Origin of the sequence: Gayadomonas joobiniege G7 (assembly GCF_000300815.1) — a bacterium.
GTDB lineage: Bacteria > Pseudomonadota > Gammaproteobacteria > Enterobacterales > Alteromonadaceae > Catenovulum > Catenovulum joobiniege.
In genome coordinates this window covers 113837-134739 of the sequence record NZ_AMRX01000008.1, presented here as the reverse complement: position 1 = coordinate 134739, position 20903 = coordinate 113837, and the positions used below count along the sequence as shown (strand labels likewise).

At 40.5% G+C, this 20903-nt stretch carries 15 protein-coding genes and 2 pseudogenes; 3 read left to right on the top strand and 14 right to left on the bottom strand.

From position 1 onward, the window contains the following. Nucleotides 1-66: 66 nt before the first annotated feature. The 9 genes from C727_RS0115365 to C727_RS0115320 form a co-directional block, all read right to left on the bottom strand. On the bottom strand, nt 67-1251 hold the full coding sequence (locus tag C727_RS0115365) for a DUF3095 domain-containing protein (RefSeq protein WP_017446541.1): 1185 nt from the start codon (nt 1249-1251) through the stop codon (nt 67-69). A gap of 66 nt (nt 1252-1317) precedes the next feature. After that, the gene (locus C727_RS0115360) at nt 1318-3156 is read right to left on the bottom strand and encodes a monovalent cation:proton antiporter-2 (CPA2) family protein (RefSeq protein WP_017446540.1); all 1839 of its coding nucleotides are present in this window, start codon (nt 3154-3156) and stop codon (nt 1318-1320) included. A 60-nt stretch (nt 3157-3216) separates the two neighbouring features. Continuing rightward, nucleotides 3217-3750, bottom strand: a complete 534-nt coding sequence (locus C727_RS0115355) for a response regulator transcription factor (protein WP_017446539.1) — start codon at nt 3748-3750, stop codon at nt 3217-3219. Further along, a complete protein-coding gene (locus tag C727_RS18700; protein WP_017446538.1) occupies nt 3743-5005 on the bottom strand; it encodes a sensor histidine kinase in 1263 nt (420 codons plus the stop codon). Before C727_RS18700 ends, C727_RS0115355 begins: the two co-directional genes overlap by 8 nt. Before the next feature lie 11 nt (nt 5006-5016). After that, the gene (locus C727_RS0115345) at nt 5017-6198 is read right to left on the bottom strand and encodes a hypothetical protein (protein WP_017446537.1); all 1182 of its coding nucleotides are present in this window, start codon (nt 6196-6198) and stop codon (nt 5017-5019) included. 5 nt (nt 6199-6203) lie between these two features. Continuing rightward, nucleotides 6204-7334, bottom strand: a complete 1131-nt coding sequence (locus C727_RS0115340; RefSeq protein WP_017446536.1) for an MbnH family di-heme enzyme — start codon at nt 7332-7334, stop codon at nt 6204-6206. Nucleotides 7335-7390: 56 nt separating this feature from the next. Next, entirely contained in the window at nt 7391-8374 is a 984-nt protein-coding gene (locus C727_RS18695) for an MbnP family copper-binding protein (protein WP_017446535.1), read from the bottom strand. 96 nt (nt 8375-8470) lie between these two features. Then, a complete protein-coding gene (locus C727_RS0115330) occupies nt 8471-9331 on the bottom strand; it encodes an AraC family transcriptional regulator (protein ID WP_420196326.1) in 861 nt (286 codons plus the stop codon). Between the two features lie 234 nt (nt 9332-9565). After that, a complete protein-coding gene (locus C727_RS0115320; RefSeq protein ID WP_017446533.1) occupies nt 9566-10468 on the bottom strand; it encodes a cation diffusion facilitator family transporter in 903 nt (300 codons plus the stop codon). A gap of 249 nt (nt 10469-10717) precedes the next feature. On the opposite strand from C727_RS0115320, the gene C727_RS0115315 reads away from it, so the two are divergent. Both C727_RS0115315 and C727_RS0115310 read left to right on the top strand, forming a co-directional pair. After that, nucleotides 10718-13147 (top strand): TonB-dependent receptor, encoded by a 2430-nt coding sequence (locus C727_RS0115315; RefSeq protein ID WP_017446532.1) that lies wholly within the window; start codon nt 10718-10720, stop codon nt 13145-13147. Nucleotides 13148-13354: 207 nt separating this feature from the next. After that, entirely contained in the window at nt 13355-15214 is a 1860-nt protein-coding gene (locus C727_RS0115310) for a DUF5060 domain-containing protein (protein ID WP_017446531.1), read from the top strand. A gap of 51 nt (nt 15215-15265) precedes the next feature. On the opposite strand, the gene C727_RS18690 is transcribed toward C727_RS0115310, so the two are convergent. After that, nucleotides 15266-15571, bottom strand: coding sequence for a SemiSWEET transporter (locus tag C727_RS18690; RefSeq protein WP_017446530.1), 306 nt, complete (start codon nt 15569-15571; stop codon nt 15266-15268). 139 nt (nt 15572-15710) lie between these two features. Here C727_RS18690 and C727_RS0115300 point away from each other — a divergent pair, with 139 nt between their 5' ends. Then, nucleotides 15711-16547: a helix-turn-helix transcriptional regulator gene (locus C727_RS0115300; protein ID WP_017446529.1), complete on the top strand. Its 837-nt coding sequence runs from the start codon at nt 15711-15713 to the stop codon at nt 16545-16547. A gap of 112 nt (nt 16548-16659) precedes the next feature. Here C727_RS0115300 and C727_RS20040 read toward each other — a convergent pair. The 4 genes and pseudogenes from C727_RS20040 to C727_RS0115285 form a co-directional block, all read right to left on the bottom strand. Next, nucleotides 16660-17088, bottom strand: a pseudogene (locus C727_RS20040) (methyl-accepting chemotaxis protein); the annotation flags it as partial. Nucleotides 17089-17247: 159 nt separating this feature from the next. After that, a pseudogene (locus tag C727_RS20035) lies at nt 17248-17880 on the bottom strand (PAS domain-containing protein); the annotation flags it as partial. Between the two features lie 564 nt (nt 17881-18444). Then, nucleotides 18445-19098, bottom strand: coding sequence for a DsbA family oxidoreductase (locus tag C727_RS0115290; RefSeq protein ID WP_017446527.1), 654 nt, complete (start codon nt 19096-19098; stop codon nt 18445-18447). 81 nt (nt 19099-19179) lie between these two features. Then, complete coding sequence (locus C727_RS0115285; RefSeq protein WP_017446526.1) at nt 19180-20793, bottom strand: arylsulfatase; 1614 nt, start codon at nt 20791-20793, stop codon at nt 19180-19182. Nucleotides 20794-20903 lie beyond the last annotated feature (110 nt).

The following is a 20903-nucleotide window of genomic DNA, read 5'->3' as shown; positions in this document are numbered from 1 at the left end:
ACTTAAAGGGGGCGTGATGATACCGATAAAATAAAAACAAACAAGGTAACAAAGCTAAATAAATAATTAATTATTACTTTGCATCTGTTCTTTAAGTGCTTTTGCAGCTAACGCATACCCCCCTTTATCCAAATCTAAAAAATGAATATGGTCTTGACCGTAATCGGTAATGAAACAAGTGATAATAGATGCATCACTCACGCTTAACCCGTAATAAATTTTTCGCTGTTCATGAAGAGATTGTAAAGCTTTTAGTAACGCTAATCGCTGAGATTTAGTACCTGAAATCACCATGCGAAGCACGTCGTCATATTTTTTAAAGTCTGTATTCAGCATCAGTCGCTTTTTATATTTACTCCAATCACAACCAAAAGCAGTGATACCTGATGCCATTAACAGCCGACCAAATAAAGAAATGCAAAGCAGTTTACATAAATGCAAAAAGCGAATAAACCATTTTTGATGAGCACTTTTAATATGGCCCTCTAAGTATAAACGCTGCAGCGATAAGGTTAGACGCAAAGCGTCTTCGCGTAATGGGTGGTGGTTATTATCATCACCATAGGTGCGGCTAATTGCCTCATTCAACTCCGAGTATACGACATTAGCATCATGTTCGGCACGCACTTTAACTAACAAAGCGATAACCTCTTCATGAGGGCTTTTTATCCGGTTCCAACGACACTCAAAACCATCAAAACAGTTTGTTTGTAACATGCTTTGTTCATCAATCACAAAGTTGGCGTCGCTTGTTCCTTGCCGAGCCTGCTGTTTAACGAGACGCTCAGCATAATCTAAACCACCACCACTGAACATAGCTTGGCAATAATCTTCGCTGGCCTGAAATTTAGCAACACTAATTTGATAACCCTGTTTTAAAACGGAACTGACAGGCACAATCCCTATCATTAGCTCTAAAGAAAACTCATTTTTTGCTAAACCTTGGGCACTTACAAGCGCTTCTTTCACGGCTTGTAGTAGATTGTATGGAAATGCAATCGAAGCTCCGTCGCCTGCAAAAATGTATGGAAGCTCATAACCATCACATTTATTATGAACCGCAACTATTGTTGCCACCCCTATTGCATTCACGGCTCGATATTTACCTGCAGCAATTGCGGCAGTCGAGTTTTTAATATCAGCGACCGCGATATACCAGCTGTCAGGGAGAACCCGATAATGACTGGCGTTTGAAAAATCTTCAAAATTTTTAAAACTAACCAGCTCTTTATAAAAATTAGGCGATGTCATCCTAGCTCATAATTAATCATATTCAGTGCTCACTATAAGTTAAATAAGAATAACTACAAGCGTTCTCTATTGTGATTGATTCTCCGGATCTTGACAGGTTTTTAATCCTGATCGGGCTTTTTTGTCTTCAGCTAACACTTGGGCAAGATCTTCGGTTCTTTGTTTAACAGCCACACCATAACTTTGATCATTGCCCCACATTTGCTGCAATTCATATAAGGACTCGATATCATGAGCTCGAAAAATTTCGCCGGCCCGTTTTGCTTCATCTTCAGAGTTTCCTAACAATTTAAGAGCATCCACAGCAACATTAATAGCCGAATCGAATGTTTCACGGTTAAAAACCGCGACATTTTTACTTATCAATTGATAAGCGTGGCGTCGATCAATGGCACGGACGGCAAGTTTTAGATTAGGGAAGTGCTGTTTTGCTATATCAACAATTGCTAAACTTTTAAAAGGGTCGTCAATCGCAATCACCAATAATTGAGCTTGGTTTGCGCCCGCTGCTTCTAACAAATCCGGACGACCTGCATCCCCATAAAACACTTTACGGCCAAATCGACGTAACAAGTCAACCTGGCTTGGGCTATGATCTAACACTGTAACCTCATAACCTTGAGCAGATAAAAGACGGCCTACCACTTGTCCAAAACGCCCATAACCCGCAATGATAACGTTTTTTGATGGCTGTATTTCTTCTGGTGCATCATAGTCTCTCTTCTGGGTCTTTTCATGTGCCGCCAAACGCGCATACAAACTCAATAATAAAGGGGCAGATACCATTGACAGGATCACCACTAAGGTCACTAATTGATTCTGTGACTCAGTTAAAATATCCAATTCACGAGTCGCCGATTGTAATACAAACGCAAATTCACCGCCCTGTGCGAGCGCTAAAGCAAATAATAACCGGCTACCAGATGTTAACTTAAATAACAGGCTCAAACCAAAAAGTATGACCGCTTTGATGCTGATTAAAGCGACCACACAAATTAAAACAAACGCCCATTCTTTCACCAGCAGCGACAAGTCTATTTGCGCCCCAACGGTAATAAAAAACAATCCTAATAAAAGGCCCTTGAAAGGCTCTATGTTAATTTCTAATTCGTGCCTAAACTCACTTTCAGCTAACACCACACCGGCTAAAAAAGTGCCCAAGGCGGCAGATAGCCCAATCGCTTGCATCAAAAACGAAATTCCAATCACCAAAAACAATGCAAATAACGTGAAAATTTCTCTCATCCGTGTTTCTGCAATATATCTAAAGATAGGTGCAGAAATATATCGGCCAGCCAAAATAATGCTGCCAATAACGCCAACAACGATTAGCGCCTGAGCCCAGATCGCCATATTCGATATCAGACTTTCATGAGAACCCGCATCGGCAGCATCCGGGTTTACCGCTAACAATGGCAAAAGCGCTAACATAGGGATTACGGCAATATCTTGAAAGAGTAAAACAGAAAAGGCATTTTGACCGGCTTCTTGTTTGATCCAGCCTTTTTCTTCAAGTGTTTGTATAACAATGGCAGTGGAAGAAAGGGCTAGCATTAATGAAAGTGCAAGGGCTGCTTGCCAAGACAAAGATAACGACCAAAAACTAAGCACAAATATTGCAGCGGCTGTCAGAATAACCTGTAATCCACCTAAACCTAATATAGATTTCCGTAAACGCCACAGGCGAGCAGGGTGCAGCTCTAAGCCAATCAAAAACAGCATCATAACGACACCAAATTCGGCGAAATGCATCACATCAGTCTGCTCTCCGACCAAACTCAACATCGACGGCCCGATAATCAAACCGGCTAATATATAACCAAGTACAGAGCCTAATCCTAAACGTTTAGCAACAGGCACTGCAATAATAGCCGCTAAAAGGTAAATAAGCGCAAGTCCTAGCATAGTTATTATCTCTTTTTTAATGTTCTATAGATATTACTACCTTATAAGCTAAAAAATAGATTAACGCGCTGGTTTTTTTAACAGCTTTCTTTGTAAAGTGCGCCTGTGCATACCGAGCTGTCTAGCCGTTTGAGAGATATTGCCCTGATTCAGCTTGAGAACCTGCTGAATATGCTCCCATTCAACTCGAGCAGGTGATGGAATTATATCTTCCGTCTGCTCCCCGCCCGTTGAATTCATATCTGAATCATCAAATAGTAATTTTAATAACGCTTGAGTTGCCACAGGTTTGGCTAGATAATCATCTGCTCCAGCTTTAATCGCTTCAACAGCGGTTGCTATGCTGGCAAAACCGGTTAACAAAATGATTTTTGCGGCAGGTAATTTTTGCCTGAGTTTAGGGAGTTGTAACAAACTATTCTGTTCACCGAGTTTCATATCTAATACGACCGCATCCGGCGAAATATCTATAATTTGTGCAAACGCAGCTTCCATTGAGGCTACCTGAAAACATTGGTGGCCATGGCGGTTAAGGCGTTTGCATAAAATTTGCGAAAAACTAATTTCATCTTCAATGATTAATATCTTAGCCATTGTTCGTCACTATAGGGCTAAACTCAGTTTGTTTAAAAACAATTTCTGCAATGGCACCACAGGGTTTTACATTAAAAAGTCGTAACTCTGCATTTAATCTATTTAACGTTGCATGACTTAATAATACCCCCATGCCTAAACCTGATTGACTCGGTAATAATTCAGAGCCCAGAGACATGAGCGCTTGCTCTGAGATGCCAGCACCAAAGTCTTGGATCTGTAACACCAAGCTCTGTTCGCGCACGCTAAAACGCAATAAGATTTTATCAGAACCATTATTTCGGCTCGCTTGAACCGAATTCTGTACTAAGTTCAAGAGTGCGGGTAATAATGTTTGATCAGTCTGTAAAAAGGTGTCGGTAGAGCATTCAACTTTCATTTGAATATCGCACTCCGGAAATAATAATAGTGTCTCTTCTCGGAGTGCTGCTGCTATTTCAAAAACCAAATAATTAGTTCGTTTATTGCTTTTTACGGCTTCAGCGACCTTTCTAAAATTGTCTAATTGCTGGCCACAACGCTCAATTTGATATTTTATTTGCTGATTTAACGCCTCATCATGCGGATTTGTTTCTTCAAGTTCCTCTTGCAACATAGTTAGAGTCGCAAGTGGTGTGGCTAAATGGTGGGCCATTTGTGCAGCGGATGTACCCAAAGCGACTAATTGCTCCTGCCGCATTTGCTCTTCCCGTAAACGACTGAGTTTTTCTCGTTGCGCTTGCAAGGTTTTAGCAATAGTCGCAACAACCGAGATAACCACTAACGCCGAAAGTACAAAGTTAAGCCACATACCAATAAAATGCTGTTTCATATCCATTTGGTGCATCATGTGCGGCGATAACGAGTGCAGCAAAAAAGAATACGCAGATAGGGCGATCAAGCTTATAGCGATCAATTGAGCTTTTGGCAATACGACCGCGCCCACAGCCACTGGCAGCAGTAATAAAGATATAAACGGGTTGCTGGCACCGCCGGCGTAAAACAACAATACTGACAAACTAACAATATCGAATGCAAGCTGAACAAAAAAATCCGCCATCGTAGGATTGGGCGTTTGTCTGTAACGCCAGTAAAACCCCATGTTAATCGTTAAGTTGACTGCTACTATCATAAATAGCGTCAATATTGGGTAGGGCAGTGACCACCAAAACTTAGCCGCCAACACTGCAGCTAATTGAATAAGAACAAAAACAAAACGTACTCTAATTAGAATTTTAATATAGTGATTAAAAAGCAAGTGGTTAACAACGGCCATAAATTAAACTATTAATGAGCGGAATAGAGAGTATAGCGCCACCGTAAGCCAAATCCTATATGGTTTTGTTTTGCCATAGCGGCAGTTAGGGCTTCGCGACTCCATTCGCTGCGCAACAATATATGCTCATTCAAATGGTAAAGCCACGACATACGTACTCTTTCTGGTTCAAACCCTTGGTTAAATAGATTTGCGCTGGTTAAAAAACTGCTGCTGGTTTTACTAAATTTGTTTTCAATGGCAACCTTTTGATAGTCAAACAGCACTTCGTGCGCATGATACCCAAGCTTTCCTGTTAGGCGTATACCGGTTTGTTCGCTGTCTATATTTGCCGATTGTGTTGTCTGATTAACTTGGCCACTATTGTCAAGTAAAATCATTTCTCCACCTAAGCCGAACTGCCAATGATTGATCTGGTAATATAGTGCCACATAGCTGCCCCAGATTTTACTGTCTCCAGTAAAAAATACTTGATCCGGCTGTTGCTCAGCATTGTTATGATTATGTGCGCTATAACGTTCATCGGCGCGACGTTCAGCTTGGCTTATCATTGCAAAAAGTCCTAAATCCAACTGAGCGCCTAACAAATACGTGTTTTTTTTAAAATAAATACTCTGACTGTACTCACCGCGACTCGCTGGATAATTTTCACCCGAAAAAACTTCAATCCCTACAGTACTATCGCCTTGTTGCCAAGTGACTCGCAGCCCTGTATCGTCAAAATGACGGCCGAAAAAAAAATCAGATAATAAATGAGCCTGGCTAAAATCATCATCAGACGAATGAAAATTTGCTGTTTCAGTCACTTCGGTCGCCATCTTACCGACTTCTATCAGCCATATTTGATTTTGCCTCTGCCAAGACTTTCCCAGCCATAAATTTTCGACTTCTAGCGTATTTTCACCTGAATGGTTATGCCCACTGAGTTTACCTCTTACAAAATAAGCATCATTCAAATTTTTGCTTGCGAGCAGTTGGAAATCATCCAGCGTTGCGCCTTTTTCATACGGCATGGCTTCGCCACCCAGTAAAAAACCCTCAGGCAACCAATATTCATCTCGCGATAAACTCTCACCACTACGCCATGTAAAAGCCGCTGCCGCTGTGATCTCTGTAGAGACATGGGCTGAGCTTGGCGCATGTGCATGCACCAACGAAGTGACCAAACCAGTTGATATGATAAATATTCGCATTGTTTTTATTCCTTAAATGGGTCGGACAGTTTTTTATTATAAATAAAGTTGTAATCCGTTAATGACTCTAAAAAAGCGATCAGCGCATCTATCTCTTCGTCGGTGGCGTCAAAACCATTCAATAACGCAGATTTATTTGGATTTAGGCGACCATCACCCATATTTTCGCCGGCTGCGGTTAAAGTACCGCCCCGAGCATAATGTTCAATCACACTTCTTAATGTTGGTAAACTTCCGTCGTGCATATAAGGCGCTGTTAATGCGATATTTCGGAGACTTGGCGGTCTAAATAACCCCTTATCCATGTCTTTTGAGGTTAAGTCATATAAACCCTGATCAGATTCGGGGTAGCTACCAGTGTCATCTAAGTTATACAAGCCATTATTAAAAAAGGGATAGGTCAAATTAGTCGTATTTCTATCACGGTACGACACTGTAAAATTAATCCCGGTGTGGCAGTGAAAACATTCAAATTTTTCACCATTAAATAATTTAAGGCCCAACTTCTGCTGTTCAGTTAACGCGTTTTTATCACCATTTAAATAATTATCATAAGCACTTTGACCAGAATTAAGGGTACGAACAAAACTCGCCAAAGCGAAAATAATTTTATTTATAGTAACGCCAGATTCACTGTCAGGAAAAGCCTCCGCAAACATTTTTTGATAATTCGGATCAACGTCAAACCTCGTCAAAACTTCGGCCAAGTGGCTATCGGTTACCCCTAGTTCAATGGGATCATCCGCTCGAATTGGCACATTCAATTGGTCTTCAAGCTCTAAAAAACCATTGTTTGCCCAAGTAAAAGTTGCATTAAAGGCAACATTACTTAAACCTTGGCTATTGCGCACCAACGCATGGCCTGTTGAACCAACAGGCGTTTGTGCTCCGTCAGCGAATGCCTGCGATTGAAAATGGCAGCTATTACAAGATTGAGTTTGATTCGCTGATAAAGATTTATCATAAAATAAAAATCGGCCTAGTTTTATTTTTTCGGCGCTAATGGGGTTAAATTCTGGCACTGCAGGTAACGGCATATGTTCCGGCAAATTTAATAAATTGCGCAGTTCAGTCTCGTTTTGGTCGATAATCAGCTCACTAGATGATTCCGGTGAACAAGCTACTAACAGGCACATGACGCCTAACGCGAATACATAAGTGTTCAACGATGAACAGCGAGAAATATTACCCATCAATTTTTAATAAATACCTTGTTTGTGCTTGATTGCGAACGCCCATCTGACATTTTTATACCTAAGTTCTCAAAAATAGCGGGGCAATCTACTTGCTGAGGGCTAGAGTGACAGCTCACTCTTGGGCTGGATGACGCCGATGCATGTCCCAAGGTATGTTCACCATTCGATGATTCGATTGTAGTAGCAGTAAACCGCACATCGGCTAATAAGGCGGGCAAGTCAATTAGTATGGTGTTAAGATTTGGATCAAAGTTTTCTAAGTGAACCTTTGCAGTATTAATAAAATCACACTGTTCTTTTTCGGTTAGTGCGACTAAACCATCCCCACCACAATCTCGACTTCCAATATGAACCAAGCCTTGCCCACTAACACCTTGATCGGTTTCAATTTGAAAATTTAAAACAAAATGGCGGTATCCACTCGCCCACGACCAATACATTTCATTTAATGGGGTCGGGGCATCTTCTACCGAATAAGCATTAATTACAGATTTCATAACGCTCTGAGGCACCCCAATATCGAACGAAACCGCTCGTATCCCATTATCTTGGCTAACACCGCTGATGAAAGAATTATCTCGCTGGGTACCCGACAGTTGTGCATCTGTGCAGGCACCACTGGTGTTTGAGGTTAAATCAATTAAACCGACAAAACCTTTTTGGTGATTTAATTGAAATTCACTGTCGTCGAACGAGGCATGAATGTTTTCCCCATTCAAATCGTATAACTGGATATTACTAACGTAAAAACGTAGGTCACTGACTTTAATGCTATGTGAATTGTCACTACCGAAACCGGTCAATAAAGTATCACAATCAGCCGAATCGCCCCGGCTTTTTGCGGCAAATTCAAGTTTAAAAGGGTAATTATCTGCCGGCGATTCAAATTCACTTTCGGTTGCAGAGTCCGAGCCACAGGCGCTCAAAACAAACGTTAGAAAGGTGGCCACGCCGCTAACTTTGAAGAGTTTAAGATGCATTTTTTGTAGGTCCGTATTCCATATTTTTATCAGACAATCATAGTCTTGTGGCCAAATCAATACAATGTGACAAATTGTCGCAGCCATTCGACATTATTAATTTTGCGGGGACTGTTGGTTTCTAAACTGAAGTGGAGTCTGCTTTTTAAGACGTTTAAACTCTTTGTTAAACTGCGCTAGACTAAAATAACCCACTTGGTTGGCAACTAGCGCTATTTTTTTATCGCTGTGACTAAGAAGTTGGCAAGCTCGGCCAATTCTCAATTGGCTAATGTAGGCTTTTGGGGTTATACGTGTGTGCTGCTTGAATAGTTTATAAAAAGCAGATTCACTTAAATTAGCAAGGGCTGCAAGTTTTTCTACTGACACTTTGTTGTGATAGTTTTTGTTCAAATAATTTAAGACCCGATCCAAACGCTCATCCTGGCTGGTCCTTATCCACAGTGGACTTATAATGCGTTTTGCACTGCTCTGACTAAGCTCAGTCATAATTGAAATAAACACCGGCAGTCGCTTAACTTGTGGCAGTTCAAATAAACTGAGTATTTGAGCTTTTACACTGAGCGCTAATGCCGGTGAAAAAACCAATGCACCTTGAGCTGTTTCAATTAATTTAGCAAGCGATATGAGCTCAGGGCAGAGTTCTATTAACGACTTTAACCAAGCCGATCTGAACCACACAACATAAACTTTATGGGGTTTATTTTCATCATACTTGCCGCACGATGCCCAAGTATGCGGGGTACCTTTGCCAACAAGCACTAGGTCAGTTTCGTAATAGTTTTCGATGTGATCACCGATGTAACGACGACCATAACTATTTAAAGTTAAAGTCAGTTCGATTTCTGGATGGTGATGCCATTCAAAAGGTATGCTATCCGGCTCGGTCCGCTCAAATAACGCAAGCGACTTGGATTCATCTAAAAATATTTTTTCAACAAAAGGCTGCAAATTCACTCCAGCTGCAATCAAGTAAAAATGACACCGCTAATATACAATCGAAGACGATAAATGTGTCTGCTAATAATGGGTAAAAATCAAAAAACCAGAGCTCGCCAGTAATGCCCAAAAGATAAGACTAAGACTCATACAAAAAAGCAGATTGTTTTTCTTTTTAAGAATTTTTCCTAAATAGTGTCCAGGGTAGTACAAGATCATCTCAAAGAATAAACTAACGATGATATCTGACATTTATACGTCTACCTTATCACGACAAGTTTCACCAGGATGTTCAAATTCTATCGTTGTATGTGCTAACTTAAATTGCGCTAACTCGTCAGCGAGGCGTATCTTGAGTGCCATAGTATCAAACGAACTTAATGGTTCTGCCAAAACTAAATGCGCAGTGAGTACATGCTGTTCGCCGTCCAGTGACCACAAATGTAGATGATGAACATCGTCCACTTCGGCTTGTTTCATAAACACATCTTCTGCTGCTCGTTTTATCTGAGGATCCGGCACCGCTTGCAAAAAAAGGTTTAACGTTTTAAAAAGCACACGTGCAACCCCAACCAATACAAATAAAGTAAAACCTATTGATAACAGAGGATCTAAAATAGGTAAGTTTACAAACATGAGCACAACAGAAACCACTAAAACTGCCACCCAACCGAGTACATCTTCAATCAAGTGCCAATTTAAAACTTTTTCGTTTAATGTTTTACCCGAACTTAATTTATAAGCGGCGTAGCCATTTACACAAACACCTAATAAAGCCAGCCAGAACATACCTTCAGCATCAGGCTGCACCGGTTCGGCAAGCCTGGGTATTGCAATCATTAAAACCCAAATTGAGCCCGCTAATAAAATGACGCCATTGATTAAAGCGCCTAACAGACTCAATCGTAAAAAACCGTATGTATATTCGGCTGTTGCACCGCGCTTACCAAGCTTTTGCAGAACCCAAGCACTACCAATCGACAGCGTATCACCCAGATCATGGACGGCGTCCGCCATTATCGCTGTACTATTGGTTATTAAGCCCCCAATAAACTCAATGATGGTAAAAACCAGGTTGAGAAAAAACGCCCAACCAATTCGTTGACTTGAAAGGTCTGAGGACTGGTTATGATGATGATGATGATGTCCGTGCATTCGGGATCCTAAAATAAAATTGTCATAAATGAGAGTATAAGTTGAATACGCACAAACCCCAAATTCTCAAACAAAGCAATGTGTTAATGCATTTATCATCACTTAGTTATAACCGAACGAATCGTCATAGTTATATTTTTCATAAACAGAACGATTTAATGCGTAGTTAAGGAAAGCACTTGCATTTAGTGCTAGCAACACTATAACATTACATTTATCAATGTTATTACATAACAGACTGAGGGAGATATGTACAAATTAAGCAAAGTAGCACTCGTGTGCAGTGCACTGTTAACAACTGCCACTCAAGCCCAGACAATTAACGGCCAGGTTCTTAATGCAAATGGTAAAAGTATTGCCAAAGCAAAAATATCAGTAATGGGGTCTAATAAAAAAGTCATTGCTGATGAGAATGGTCGTTTTAAAATAAATACTAACAAATCAAATCCAGAACTACATATTTCTGCCAGTGGTTACGCGCATAAAAACCAAGCGATAGATTTTAATCAAAAAAATAATCAAACATTAACTATAACGCTAGTCTCGTCGCCAATTGAAGTGATAGATGTGACGGCTACACCGTTTCACTCGTCAACTATAGAATCAGCGATGCCTGTGAGTGTATTATCCGGTGACCGCTTGCGTGAGCAGCAAGCCAGTACTTTAGGTGAAAGTTTAAAATCAGAAATCGGCGTTCATTCTAGCTCGTACGGCGGTGTTGCAAGTACCCCAGTTATTCGAGGTTTAAGCGGGCCCCGTGTATTAATCAGCCAGAACGGCCTAGATGCTGGCGACGTTAGTCGTATTGGTCCCGATCACTCAGTCACCACAGAAGCCACTACTGCGCAACAAATTGAAGTACTTAGAGGCCCAGCGACGTTATTTTACGGCAGCGGCGCGATTGGTGGAGTGGTTAATGTCGTAGATGAACGCATTCCTAAAAGCTCAGACACCTTTGGTGAGTGGACATTGCAAAAAGGCACCAACGATCAGCAGAAACTTGCGTCTGCCAGCTTAAATACAGGTAGCGAGCAGTTCGCATTTCATTTAGATGGTTTCTGGCGCGAGTCTGAAAATTATGAAGCAGGCAAACAAAAAAATCGCATAAGGCAACTAGTCGATAATAGCTTTGAAGATAGTACGGGCGGCACTTTGGGTGTCAGTTATATCGCGGACAAAGGCTATGCTGGAATTTCTTATGGTCGGTTAGAACGCGAATATGGTATCCCTGGGCACGGCGAAGAAGGTGAATCGGTTTATGCAGATTTAACTCAGGACAGAGTGCAACTGCAAAGCGAAGTAGATATTGACAGTGGCGCATTAAAAGCATTGCACTCACGTTTATCGTACACTGATTACGAACATGCTGAAATCGAAAATGGCGAAGTTGGCACCTTATTTAGCAACCAGACTAGCGAAGCAAAATTCGATTTTATGCAGCAAGAAATCGCTGGTTGGCGTGGTGGTATTAGCTTGCATTATAAAAAATCAGAGTTTTCTGCCATTGGAGACGAAGCATTTGCGCCGGCCTCAGACAATGAAACTTTCGCAATTGCAATGATGCAAGAACAACATTTTGGTAACTTTTTAGTGCAGCTTGGCGCACGCACTGAGTACATCACTCTGAAATCGAAATCTTCACAGATTGAGATGTTTGATGTACACAGCCACGAAGATCATAGTGACGACGAAGATCACCATGACGAGGATGAACATGGTGATGAACACGGTGACGACCATGAAAACGAGCACCCAACCGAAGACATTGAAGTAGATGCCATTGATCAAAGTTTTGCGACCGTAAATTTATCTGGGGGCGTAGTTTGGGATTTTGTGCCGGGCTATAACTTAGGAATAGCAGTATCACACGCCGAACGTGCTCCGTCTGCAGCAGAAATTCTCTCTTTTGGCCCACACATTGGGGCACAAACTTACGAAATTGGCGCACTATATGAAATTCACGAAGAAGCTGAAAACGAATATCATATAGATGTGTTATCTGCGGACCAACCATTGGAACTTTCTAATAACATTGATCTGACGCTCAGAAAATATGAAGGTGATTTTGGGTTTGTTGTAAATGTTTTTTATAATCGAGTTCATAACTACTACTACCAAGCAGAAACCGGCCTATTTGCTGAATTTTCACATGAGCATGAAGACGAAATGCATGAAGATGCTGATGAACATGATACTGATCATGACGAAGAACATGAACATTCAGATGAGCTTCCGGTGTTTGTATTTAACCATGCAGATGCAAAACTGTACGGTTTTGAAGCACAATTTGTTTGGCAGGCTACGGAACATTTGAAAACAAGAGTGTTTGCCGATTATGTCAGAGCAAAATTAATTGAGGGGGGTGATCTACCTCGCACACCGCCACTGCGCTTTGGCGGTGAAATTAATTACAACTGGCAAGCTTTCACAAGTAAACTCAGCTTTACGCGCTATGACAGTCAGGACAAAGTTGCACAATATGAAAGCCAAACTAACGGCTATAACCTAATTGACGCAAATGTTAGTTATAACCTCAATATCGCTCAGCAGGATATATCTGTGTATCTAAAAGCACATAATCTTGGTGATGTTTATGCTAAAAACCACACCTCATTTATTAAAGATGAAGCGCCAATAGCCGGAAGAACTCTGCATTTTGGTATACGTGGCTATTTTTAAATTTTATCGTTCAACATCATAATAATCCGATAGAGCGGCCGCTGAGCCGCTCTATTTTATTCATTTTTTAAAAAGTTACTCGCAATTCAACACGACTTCGTAAGCTGCCCATTTTATTTTTTACAGAAGTTTGAGCTAGATAATCTTCCTGACCTCTTATAGTATGTTAACCAATTAAAGTCTATCGTTAACATTTAAAGGAGTCTTATGTTAATATTTACTGTTTATCAACGATATGCTGCGTTTTATCTATGTGTGCTTAATTTTTTTTGTGCGCCTTTGCTTGCACAACCCCAAATAACTGGAGAGCTTAAAAAATGGCATACCATTAACTTGACCTTTGAGGGGCCTCACGCATCCGAAACAGGTAAAATCAATCCTTTTACAGACTACCGTCTTAACGCAACTTTCATCCATAAAAAAACAGGTAAAAGCTATCAAGTGCCCGGATTTTTTGCAGCGGACGGTAACGCCGCACAAACAGGTGCAACTGATGGCAATAAATGGCGCGTTAGATTCAGCCCAGATGAAATAGGTGTCTGGTCTTGGCGAATTAGCTTTCGAACAGGCCCGTATGTTGCAATCTCTGATAATGTATTAACGGGTAAAATCGTTCAGCCATTAGATGGCCAACGAGGCAAATTTACGGTGCAAGTTTCAGATAAACCGTATCCAGACTTTCGTCAGCGTGGCCGCCTTAAATATGTTGGGGAACCGTACCTAAAATTTTCAGAGCAGGGCGGTTATTTTATTAAAGCGGGCCCAGATGCCCCTGAGAATCTGCTTTCATATAAAGATTTTGATGGAGACTTTCATAATGATGGTCATAAAGATCATTTAGTAAAAACTTGGCAACCACATATTAAAGATTGGCAACCAGGTGATCCAAGCTGGCAAAATGGTAAGGGGAAAGGCCTTATCGGTGCGATCAATTATTTAAGTCAAAAAGGCATGAATTCAATCTCTTTTTTAACTTTGAATATTAAAGGCGACGATCAAAACGTATACCCATTTATCAATTATGAGACTTATGATAGGTACGATGTATCAAAACTCGCGCAGTGGAATATCATATTCAGCCACGCTCAACATAAAGGTTTGTTTTTACATTTTAAAACTCAAGAAGTAGAAAACCAGGGCTTATTAGATAATGGGGGATTGGGCCTGCAGCGGCAAGTTTATTATCGTGAATTAATTGCTAGGTTTTCTCATCATTTGGCTCTGAACTGGAACATGGGTGAAGAAAACGGAGAATGGTATGCAAACCATCAAACGCCGCCTCAAAACACCCAGCAACGTTTGGCGATGGCAAAATACTTTTATTTAAATGACCCGTATAAGCATCATGTTGTCATCCACAATGGTAACTTTTTTGAAGATATTACTGGCAACGACAGTTATTATACTGGCGTTTCTTTGCAAACAGGGCGCAAAGATTTTGGCAGTGTGCACGACCAAGTTAAACGATTACGGAGCTGGCCAGTAGTCAATGAACGGCCATTGGCAGTGGCAGTTGATGAGCCTGGTGATGCCGAATATGCATTACAGCCCGATGAGTTTGATCCTTTACATAACGACGCTCGAACCAATGGTCTCTGGGGTGCATTAACAGCTGGCGCCTGGGGGACAGAATGGTATTTTGGATATAAACGACCTCATTCAGACTTAACAGCTGAAGATTTTAGAAGCCGGGATAATTTCTGGACCCAAGCCAAATATGCGTTAGATTTTTTTAAACTTATCGATGTAGATTATCAAAATGCTGTCAATCAAGACGAAGCACTGAATCATGGTTGGGCTTTAGCAAAAGATGGCGAGTTTTATATTATGTTTGCAAAAAGTGCAAAAAAAGAATTAAAAATAAAAATGCGTGGCTTTAAAGGACAATATAACATCCATTGGTACAACCCACGTGAAGGTGGTGAGTTGCAAACCGGTAGCATAAAATCTTTTCAAGCGGATACGCAAGATGAAGGGTATTGGCAGCCTGACTTTTACGATTTAGGTAAACCACCAAAAGATCAGCATAAAGACTGGGTGATCTTTGTTAAAGAAGCTGAACAATAAGATCGTAAGATCCACCGCTGGTTTTCCAGCGGTGATCAACTAAAAGTCTAATTATCCTTGTACTTTCCCAGTTAATGTTTCATCGACAACTTGACGTTTATTCAACTCATTGATTATTTTGATAGTTAAAATAATAGCAGCAAGAACGAAGGTAATAATGTTCGCAGCTATCACCGCAATGTTACCTATCATGAAGCCATAAACTGTCCAAGCAGCCACACCGAAAGTGAACAGGCTATACATCGCCAGTGATAAGGACTCGGTATTGCGTGTTTTAATCACTTGTATCGCTTGTGGCAAAAATGAAATAGTTGTTAAAAACGCAGATACAAAGCCTAAAAGCTCAATGTTAGACATGGTTTGCTTCCTCACTTAAATAAACAAGTGGCGTTAGCTTTATTGCTAAGCCATGAGTATATTCTCTCAAACTGGCACTTTTTACAGTATGGTTTAGACTATCTTTAATATGTTCAAAACTATCATAAGGACTTAAAATATGGTTCTAGCAAACAATATTGGGGATATTTTAGAGATCGGTGAAGCGTGTAAAGAACGCTTTGTCGATTGCGAAAAAGTACCAGAATTAGAAAGTTTAAACATTCACCTATCTGGGATATCGCATCTTAGAGGGCACTATAAAGTCGGCCGTATTAGTCCGTATACACATAGTTTATTTTACTGCAACGACGGTGAGATATCTGTCACTATGAATCAACAAACACTCATCGCTCGCAAAGGACAAATTATAGTGATACCAGCGGGTCAATCATTTTTATTAGAGTTGCAGGCTGATTACTGGGAAATGGCTTGGTTTGCATTAGACGATACCGCTAATTGGCAATCTTTTCACAATTTGGCCCCAGGTATACATAGTTGTGCAAACGGAAAACAAATTTTTCACTTGTTAGGCCATTTATATTATGAAAGCTCAGCTGAACTTAGAGCGCCGAGTATTAAGTTATTGGCTCATTATTTAAACCAAACCTTTAACGCGACACCCATATCAGAAGAAATAGCCAAACTTAAACAATTAAGGCGTGATATTGAAAAATCACTGCACTACGATTGGACAGTAGAGACAATGGCACAAACTATTCATTATTCAAGTCCACACCTGCATAAACTATTTAAAAGGCATTTCCAACTTAGCCCAATTCAATATTTGATTAAGCTCAGGATGCAGCGCGCCAAGTATCTGTTAACTAACAGCCAGTGGAGCATCCAACAAATAGCCGAACAAGTAGGGTATTCGGATGTGTTTAATTTTGCAAAACGCTTTAAAAAATCGGTGGGATTAGCGCCGGGCCAATATCGAAAATCCGGCGGCCTTTAAGCACCGATATGATTGAATTGACCACAGCGTGTCAGACAAGAGGACGCGTATACAAACTTCGTTAAGCAGTGTATTAAACTTAGCGATTTTAAACACTGCTTGAGATTTTAATTTATAATTTTTTTGTAAATTGACCGACTGCATCGACTACTTCCCGTGCACCTATTTGAATATTATTAAACACATTGCCGGATTCTTGTGAATATTGTAGTGCTTCTTCGGCTTTTTTCTGACTTTCTTGTATCAACTCAACCGCTTTAACTGTCAATTTTTGATTTTCAGCAACCACCGAAACAATTTCTTCGGTTGCTGCATTAGTGCGAGAAGCTAACTGTCGAACTTCATCCGCCACCACCGCAAAACCACGACCTTGTTCTCCGGCGCGGGCTGCTTCAATCGCAGCATTTAAGGCCAATAGATTTGTTTGATCAGCGATACCGCTGATACTTTTAACTAACTCAGTCACTCTTTGTGATTGTTTATCTAATTCACTTATTCCTTGCGCGGCTGAGCCCATTTGTTTAGACAAAGACTCCATAGTATCTTTAGTTGTATCAATAACTTGACGACCTTGGGTCGCATTTGCATCTGTTTTTTCGGAGACTGCATAAGCAACCTCAGCGGCCTCGGAAATCGCAAACTCTCGTTCCATTTGCTCTGTTATATTTGTCGCAAATTTAGCAACTTTATAAAGACGACCTTGTGAGTCATGAATTGGGTTATAACTAGCTTCTAGCCATAAAGGCTCTCCGCGGCTATTCAAACGCTGAAAACGTCCGCTGACATAATCACCGCGCTGCAGTTTTTGCCAAAACTCTTTGTACTCTGTTGAGTTTGCGTCTTCTTGGCGGCAGAACATTCGATGGTGTTGACCGATAACCTCCGATTTTGAATAACCAACGGCAGATAGAAAATTATCGTTTGCGTCTAATATGATGCCATCTAAACCGAATTGAATAACAGCAGATGAACGATATAGAGCTTTAACCAAATCTTCATGCTCAAATGCTAATTGGATAGTATTAGTCAGCTCAGTAGCATAAATTAAAAAGTGACTCGTATTACCATCACTCAATTTAACGGGTTGCAAAATTGCACGCAACCAAACCGGTTGATTTTGGCCATCGAGCATTTGTACTGCGCCATGCCAATGTTTTTTATCTTTTATAGCGCGTAACAATTCTTGGCTGTGCTCAGATTGCAATGAAGCAGGTGCTAACAAATCTTTAAATGGACGGTTTATCGTCTGATTAGATGTCAGTTTAACAGTCTTGGTGAAGTTATCATTGATATCTGTAATTTGGCCTTGTTGATTTAAACCAATATGAATCATTTCATACTGTAAACTTTCTTTTATTTGCCGATAAGTTTGCACTTCGGCAGATAATCTTGCATTTTCTTCTTTTAATAATTTGTTTTTTCCGAAAAACATCGTAACGCTACCTGATTACTTAACTAGGATTCTTGATAAGTATAGACTTAAAAACCACAATTAAATATGACAAAAACAACTAAACATGACTTGCTTTGCATTTTTTCAAATACCCGATAATGTACGTTATGTTAAATACAATACCCTATGTTAATTGACGCTTCAAATAGTTCATCTATTCGGTACGTTTAATGACCTCCCACTAGTCGCTTTATCTCAACCGTCGCAAAAGCCAGCATACTCCTCTTTAGAAAGTTCGGCCGCTCATATTATAAAAAGCAAATATGTTGACCCAGCTTAAAGATTCAAAAAGCGCCTTTTATAAATCAATATATTAATTATATTGACTTAGCTGCGACGCACGCATCGGGATACGATGATAATAAGGCCCATCAGCGAACGAGATTAAACTGCTTCTTGGGTTAGCCATAATAACAAACCTAGTTGTATTAAACCGATTTAAATTTATTGGTTCGCTTGAGCAATGACCTTTTTTAGAGCGGCTTTAAAACTGTGCTCTGGGTGTGCGCCCGTGAGCGCCTGACTGCCATTTATGATAACAGTTGGCACACCATCAATTCCCAATGATAGCCAATTAGATTCACGTAATTTCACTGTAGTTTGCAACTGTTTACTTTTAATCGCCGCTGCTGCTTCATCCTCTGCTATGCCAACTTGAATTGCGGCCTCTATTAAAACTTCAGGTTTAGACACGTCTTTTTGTTCACTAAAAAAGGCTTCAAACAAGCGCATTTTTAACTCAGTTTGTCTACCTATTGAGTGCGCATAAGTCAATAAAACATGCGCATCAAAGGTATTTACAATTTTCATTTCTGGAAAGTAGTTAAATGTAAATCCATAATCAGCGCCAGCTTGTGTGATTTGGGCGCGAGCGCGTTCGCTATCTGCTTTTGATGCCCCGTACTTACGCGCAACATGTTCAACTAGGTTTTCGCCTTCCGCTGGCATATCAGGGTTGAGTTCAAATGGTTGCCACTCAATGTTTATTTGGTTTTCAATCCCTAAAGATTCAATCGCCGCAGACAGATGTTTATAGCCGATAATGCACCAAGGACAAACAACATCAGAGACTATATCCAGCTTAATTTTGTCTTTCACGTTTTAAACTCCAACTTAATATGTATGCTTACTATAAACAAACTTGAACGATCACTCAACAAATTACCTCTTGTAATAAATTTAGTTTGCTGGCTGTAAATAATCAAAATTCCAGTACTCAAAAGTCGATCGCGTTCTCGACGATTGCATTAGTTGTTTCGCTTGGGCAACAACCTCTGGGTATTCTGATGCCAAATTATTTTGTTCACCGGGATCCGTTTTTAAATCATATAATTCTACTGGCGGATCCAAACGATGGTTTTTATCAAATGTACGCAGCGCTTTCCATGCAGCTTTTCTATCATCATTAATGCGAACGGCTTGAATGTGGCGTCGTTTACCCTGATGAAATTCCCAGTATAAACTTGTGTGTTGAGCTTGCATTTTTTTGGAACCTAACAAGGTGGGCAAAAAAGAAATCCCATCCGTGTTTTTCGGCGCGCTGACACCAGTTAGCTCGGCAAGTGTTGGCATTAAATCCCAAAACGCAGAAAGGTGATCGGTTTTTACACCAGCGGCAACTTTGCCCGGCCAACGCGCAATGGTAGGCATTCGAATGCCCCCTTCGTACAAGTCCCGTTTATACCCTCGATACTTAGCATTGCTGTTAAAAAAGTCTAAGTCAGCGCCCCCCTCAAAACTAGGCCCATTATCGCTGGTAAAAATAATCAAAGTATCTTTATCTATATTTAGGTCTTTTAACAAGTCGAGCAAACGACCGACACCTTGATCTATATGGGTGATCATGGCTGCTCTTGCCGCTCTTGGTTTTAGCTGAGGAACATAGTTACCATGAGTTTCACCTGTATAAGGGGTTTCATCAAAATTGTACTCGTTAATGAGATCTTGTGGTGCTTGCAAAGCAGCGTGCGGCCCTGCATAAGCTAGGTACATAAAAAAGCGCCCATCTTTATGTGTTTTGATATAATTTAAAGCATCTTGTGTCAGCCTTTCTTGGGCAAAATCATCTCGTTGATACACCCTATAACTGGCTGGATCATTTTTATCAACGTGCCCGGGCAAAGTCTGATGTGGATCTAACCAAGCATTCCCTAACGGAAATTGATTGGTGTTTCGCCAAAGGTGTGTTGGGAAGTGGTTGTGGGCTTGTTTTTGATCTAAATAACCAAAAAAGTAATCAAAACCATGTTTAGTGGGTTCACCATGTGAACCAGGACCTCCTAATCCCCATTTACCTATTAGGGCTGTTTTGTAGCCAGCTTCTTTCATTACCGTTGCGATTGTTGGCGTGCCCGGATCCAACGGCATTTGGCCGTATTCTTTATCGTCAGTGAAACCACCTAATTCAAAATTGCCTCTAATTTGACTATGTCCTGAATGCAAACCAGTGATCACAGAGGCACGCGACGGCGCACATACGGTACTTCCTGCATAATGTTGAGTGAAAGTTAATCCTTCGTCTGCCATTTTTTGCAAATTAGGTGTCCGTATTTTCTCTTGACCATATGGGCTAATGTCACCTATGCCCATATCATCAACGATGATATAAATAACATTAGGTGACTCAAGCTTTTTATGACTCGCAGCCAACACTTCTGCACTGCGAAAAAAATTTAAAAATAAAACTAGCCCAAAAATAAAACCCAATTTAAACGTAACTGGTTTTGCGTTGCCAGCGAGCAAGCCATTAAACAAAGACTTTAAAATGAACGCAGCAGGGTTGAGGTTAAGCATCAAAAAGCTCCAAAAAAATAAAATTTTAATGATTAAACCGTTCGCAAACTTAAAACCGGAACAAAAACTCTGAAGTGGCTGATGCCTATAGGTTTACTAATTTGCTGCGT

Bases quoted from the DNA above. Each gene is read 5' to 3' on its own strand.
- C727_RS0115360 (WP_017446540.1), bottom strand. From the start codon at position 3,156: ATGCTAGGACTTGCGCTTATTTACCTTTTAGCGGCTATTATTGCAGTG.
- C727_RS18695 (WP_017446535.1), bottom strand. From the start codon at position 8,374: ATGCATCTTAAACTCTTCAAAGTTAGCGGCGTGGCCACCTTTCTAACG.
- C727_RS0115355 (WP_017446539.1), bottom strand. From the start codon at position 3,750: ATGGCTAAGATATTAATCATTGAAGATGAAATTAGTTTTTCGCAAATT.
- C727_RS0115315 (WP_017446532.1), top strand. From the start codon at position 10,718: ATGTACAAATTAAGCAAAGTAGCACTCGTGTGCAGTGCACTGTTAACA.
- C727_RS18700 (WP_017446538.1), bottom strand. From the start codon at position 5,005: ATGGCCGTTGTTAACCACTTGCTTTTTAATCACTATATTAAAATTCTA.
- C727_RS0115310 (WP_017446531.1), top strand. From the start codon at position 13,355: ATGTTAATATTTACTGTTTATCAACGATATGCTGCGTTTTATCTATGT.
- C727_RS18690 (WP_017446530.1), bottom strand. From the start codon at position 15,571: ATGTCTAACATTGAGCTTTTAGGCTTTGTATCTGCGTTTTTAACAACT.
- C727_RS0115320 (WP_017446533.1), bottom strand. From the start codon at position 10,468: ATGCACGGACATCATCATCATCATCATAACCAGTCCTCAGACCTTTCA.
- C727_RS0115345 (WP_017446537.1), bottom strand. From the start codon at position 6,198: ATGCGAATATTTATCATATCAACTGGTTTGGTCACTTCGTTGGTGCAT.
- C727_RS0115340 (WP_017446536.1), bottom strand. From the start codon at position 7,334: ATGTGCCTGTTAGTAGCTTGTTCACCGGAATCATCTAGTGAGCTGATT.
- C727_RS0115285 (WP_017446526.1), bottom strand. From the start codon at position 20,793: ATGCTTAACCTCAACCCTGCTGCGTTCATTTTAAAGTCTTTGTTTAAT.
- C727_RS0115300 (WP_017446529.1), top strand. From the start codon at position 15,711: ATGGTTCTAGCAAACAATATTGGGGATATTTTAGAGATCGGTGAAGCG.
- C727_RS0115365 (WP_017446541.1), bottom strand. From the start codon at position 1,251: ATGACATCGCCTAATTTTTATAAAGAGCTGGTTAGTTTTAAAAATTTT.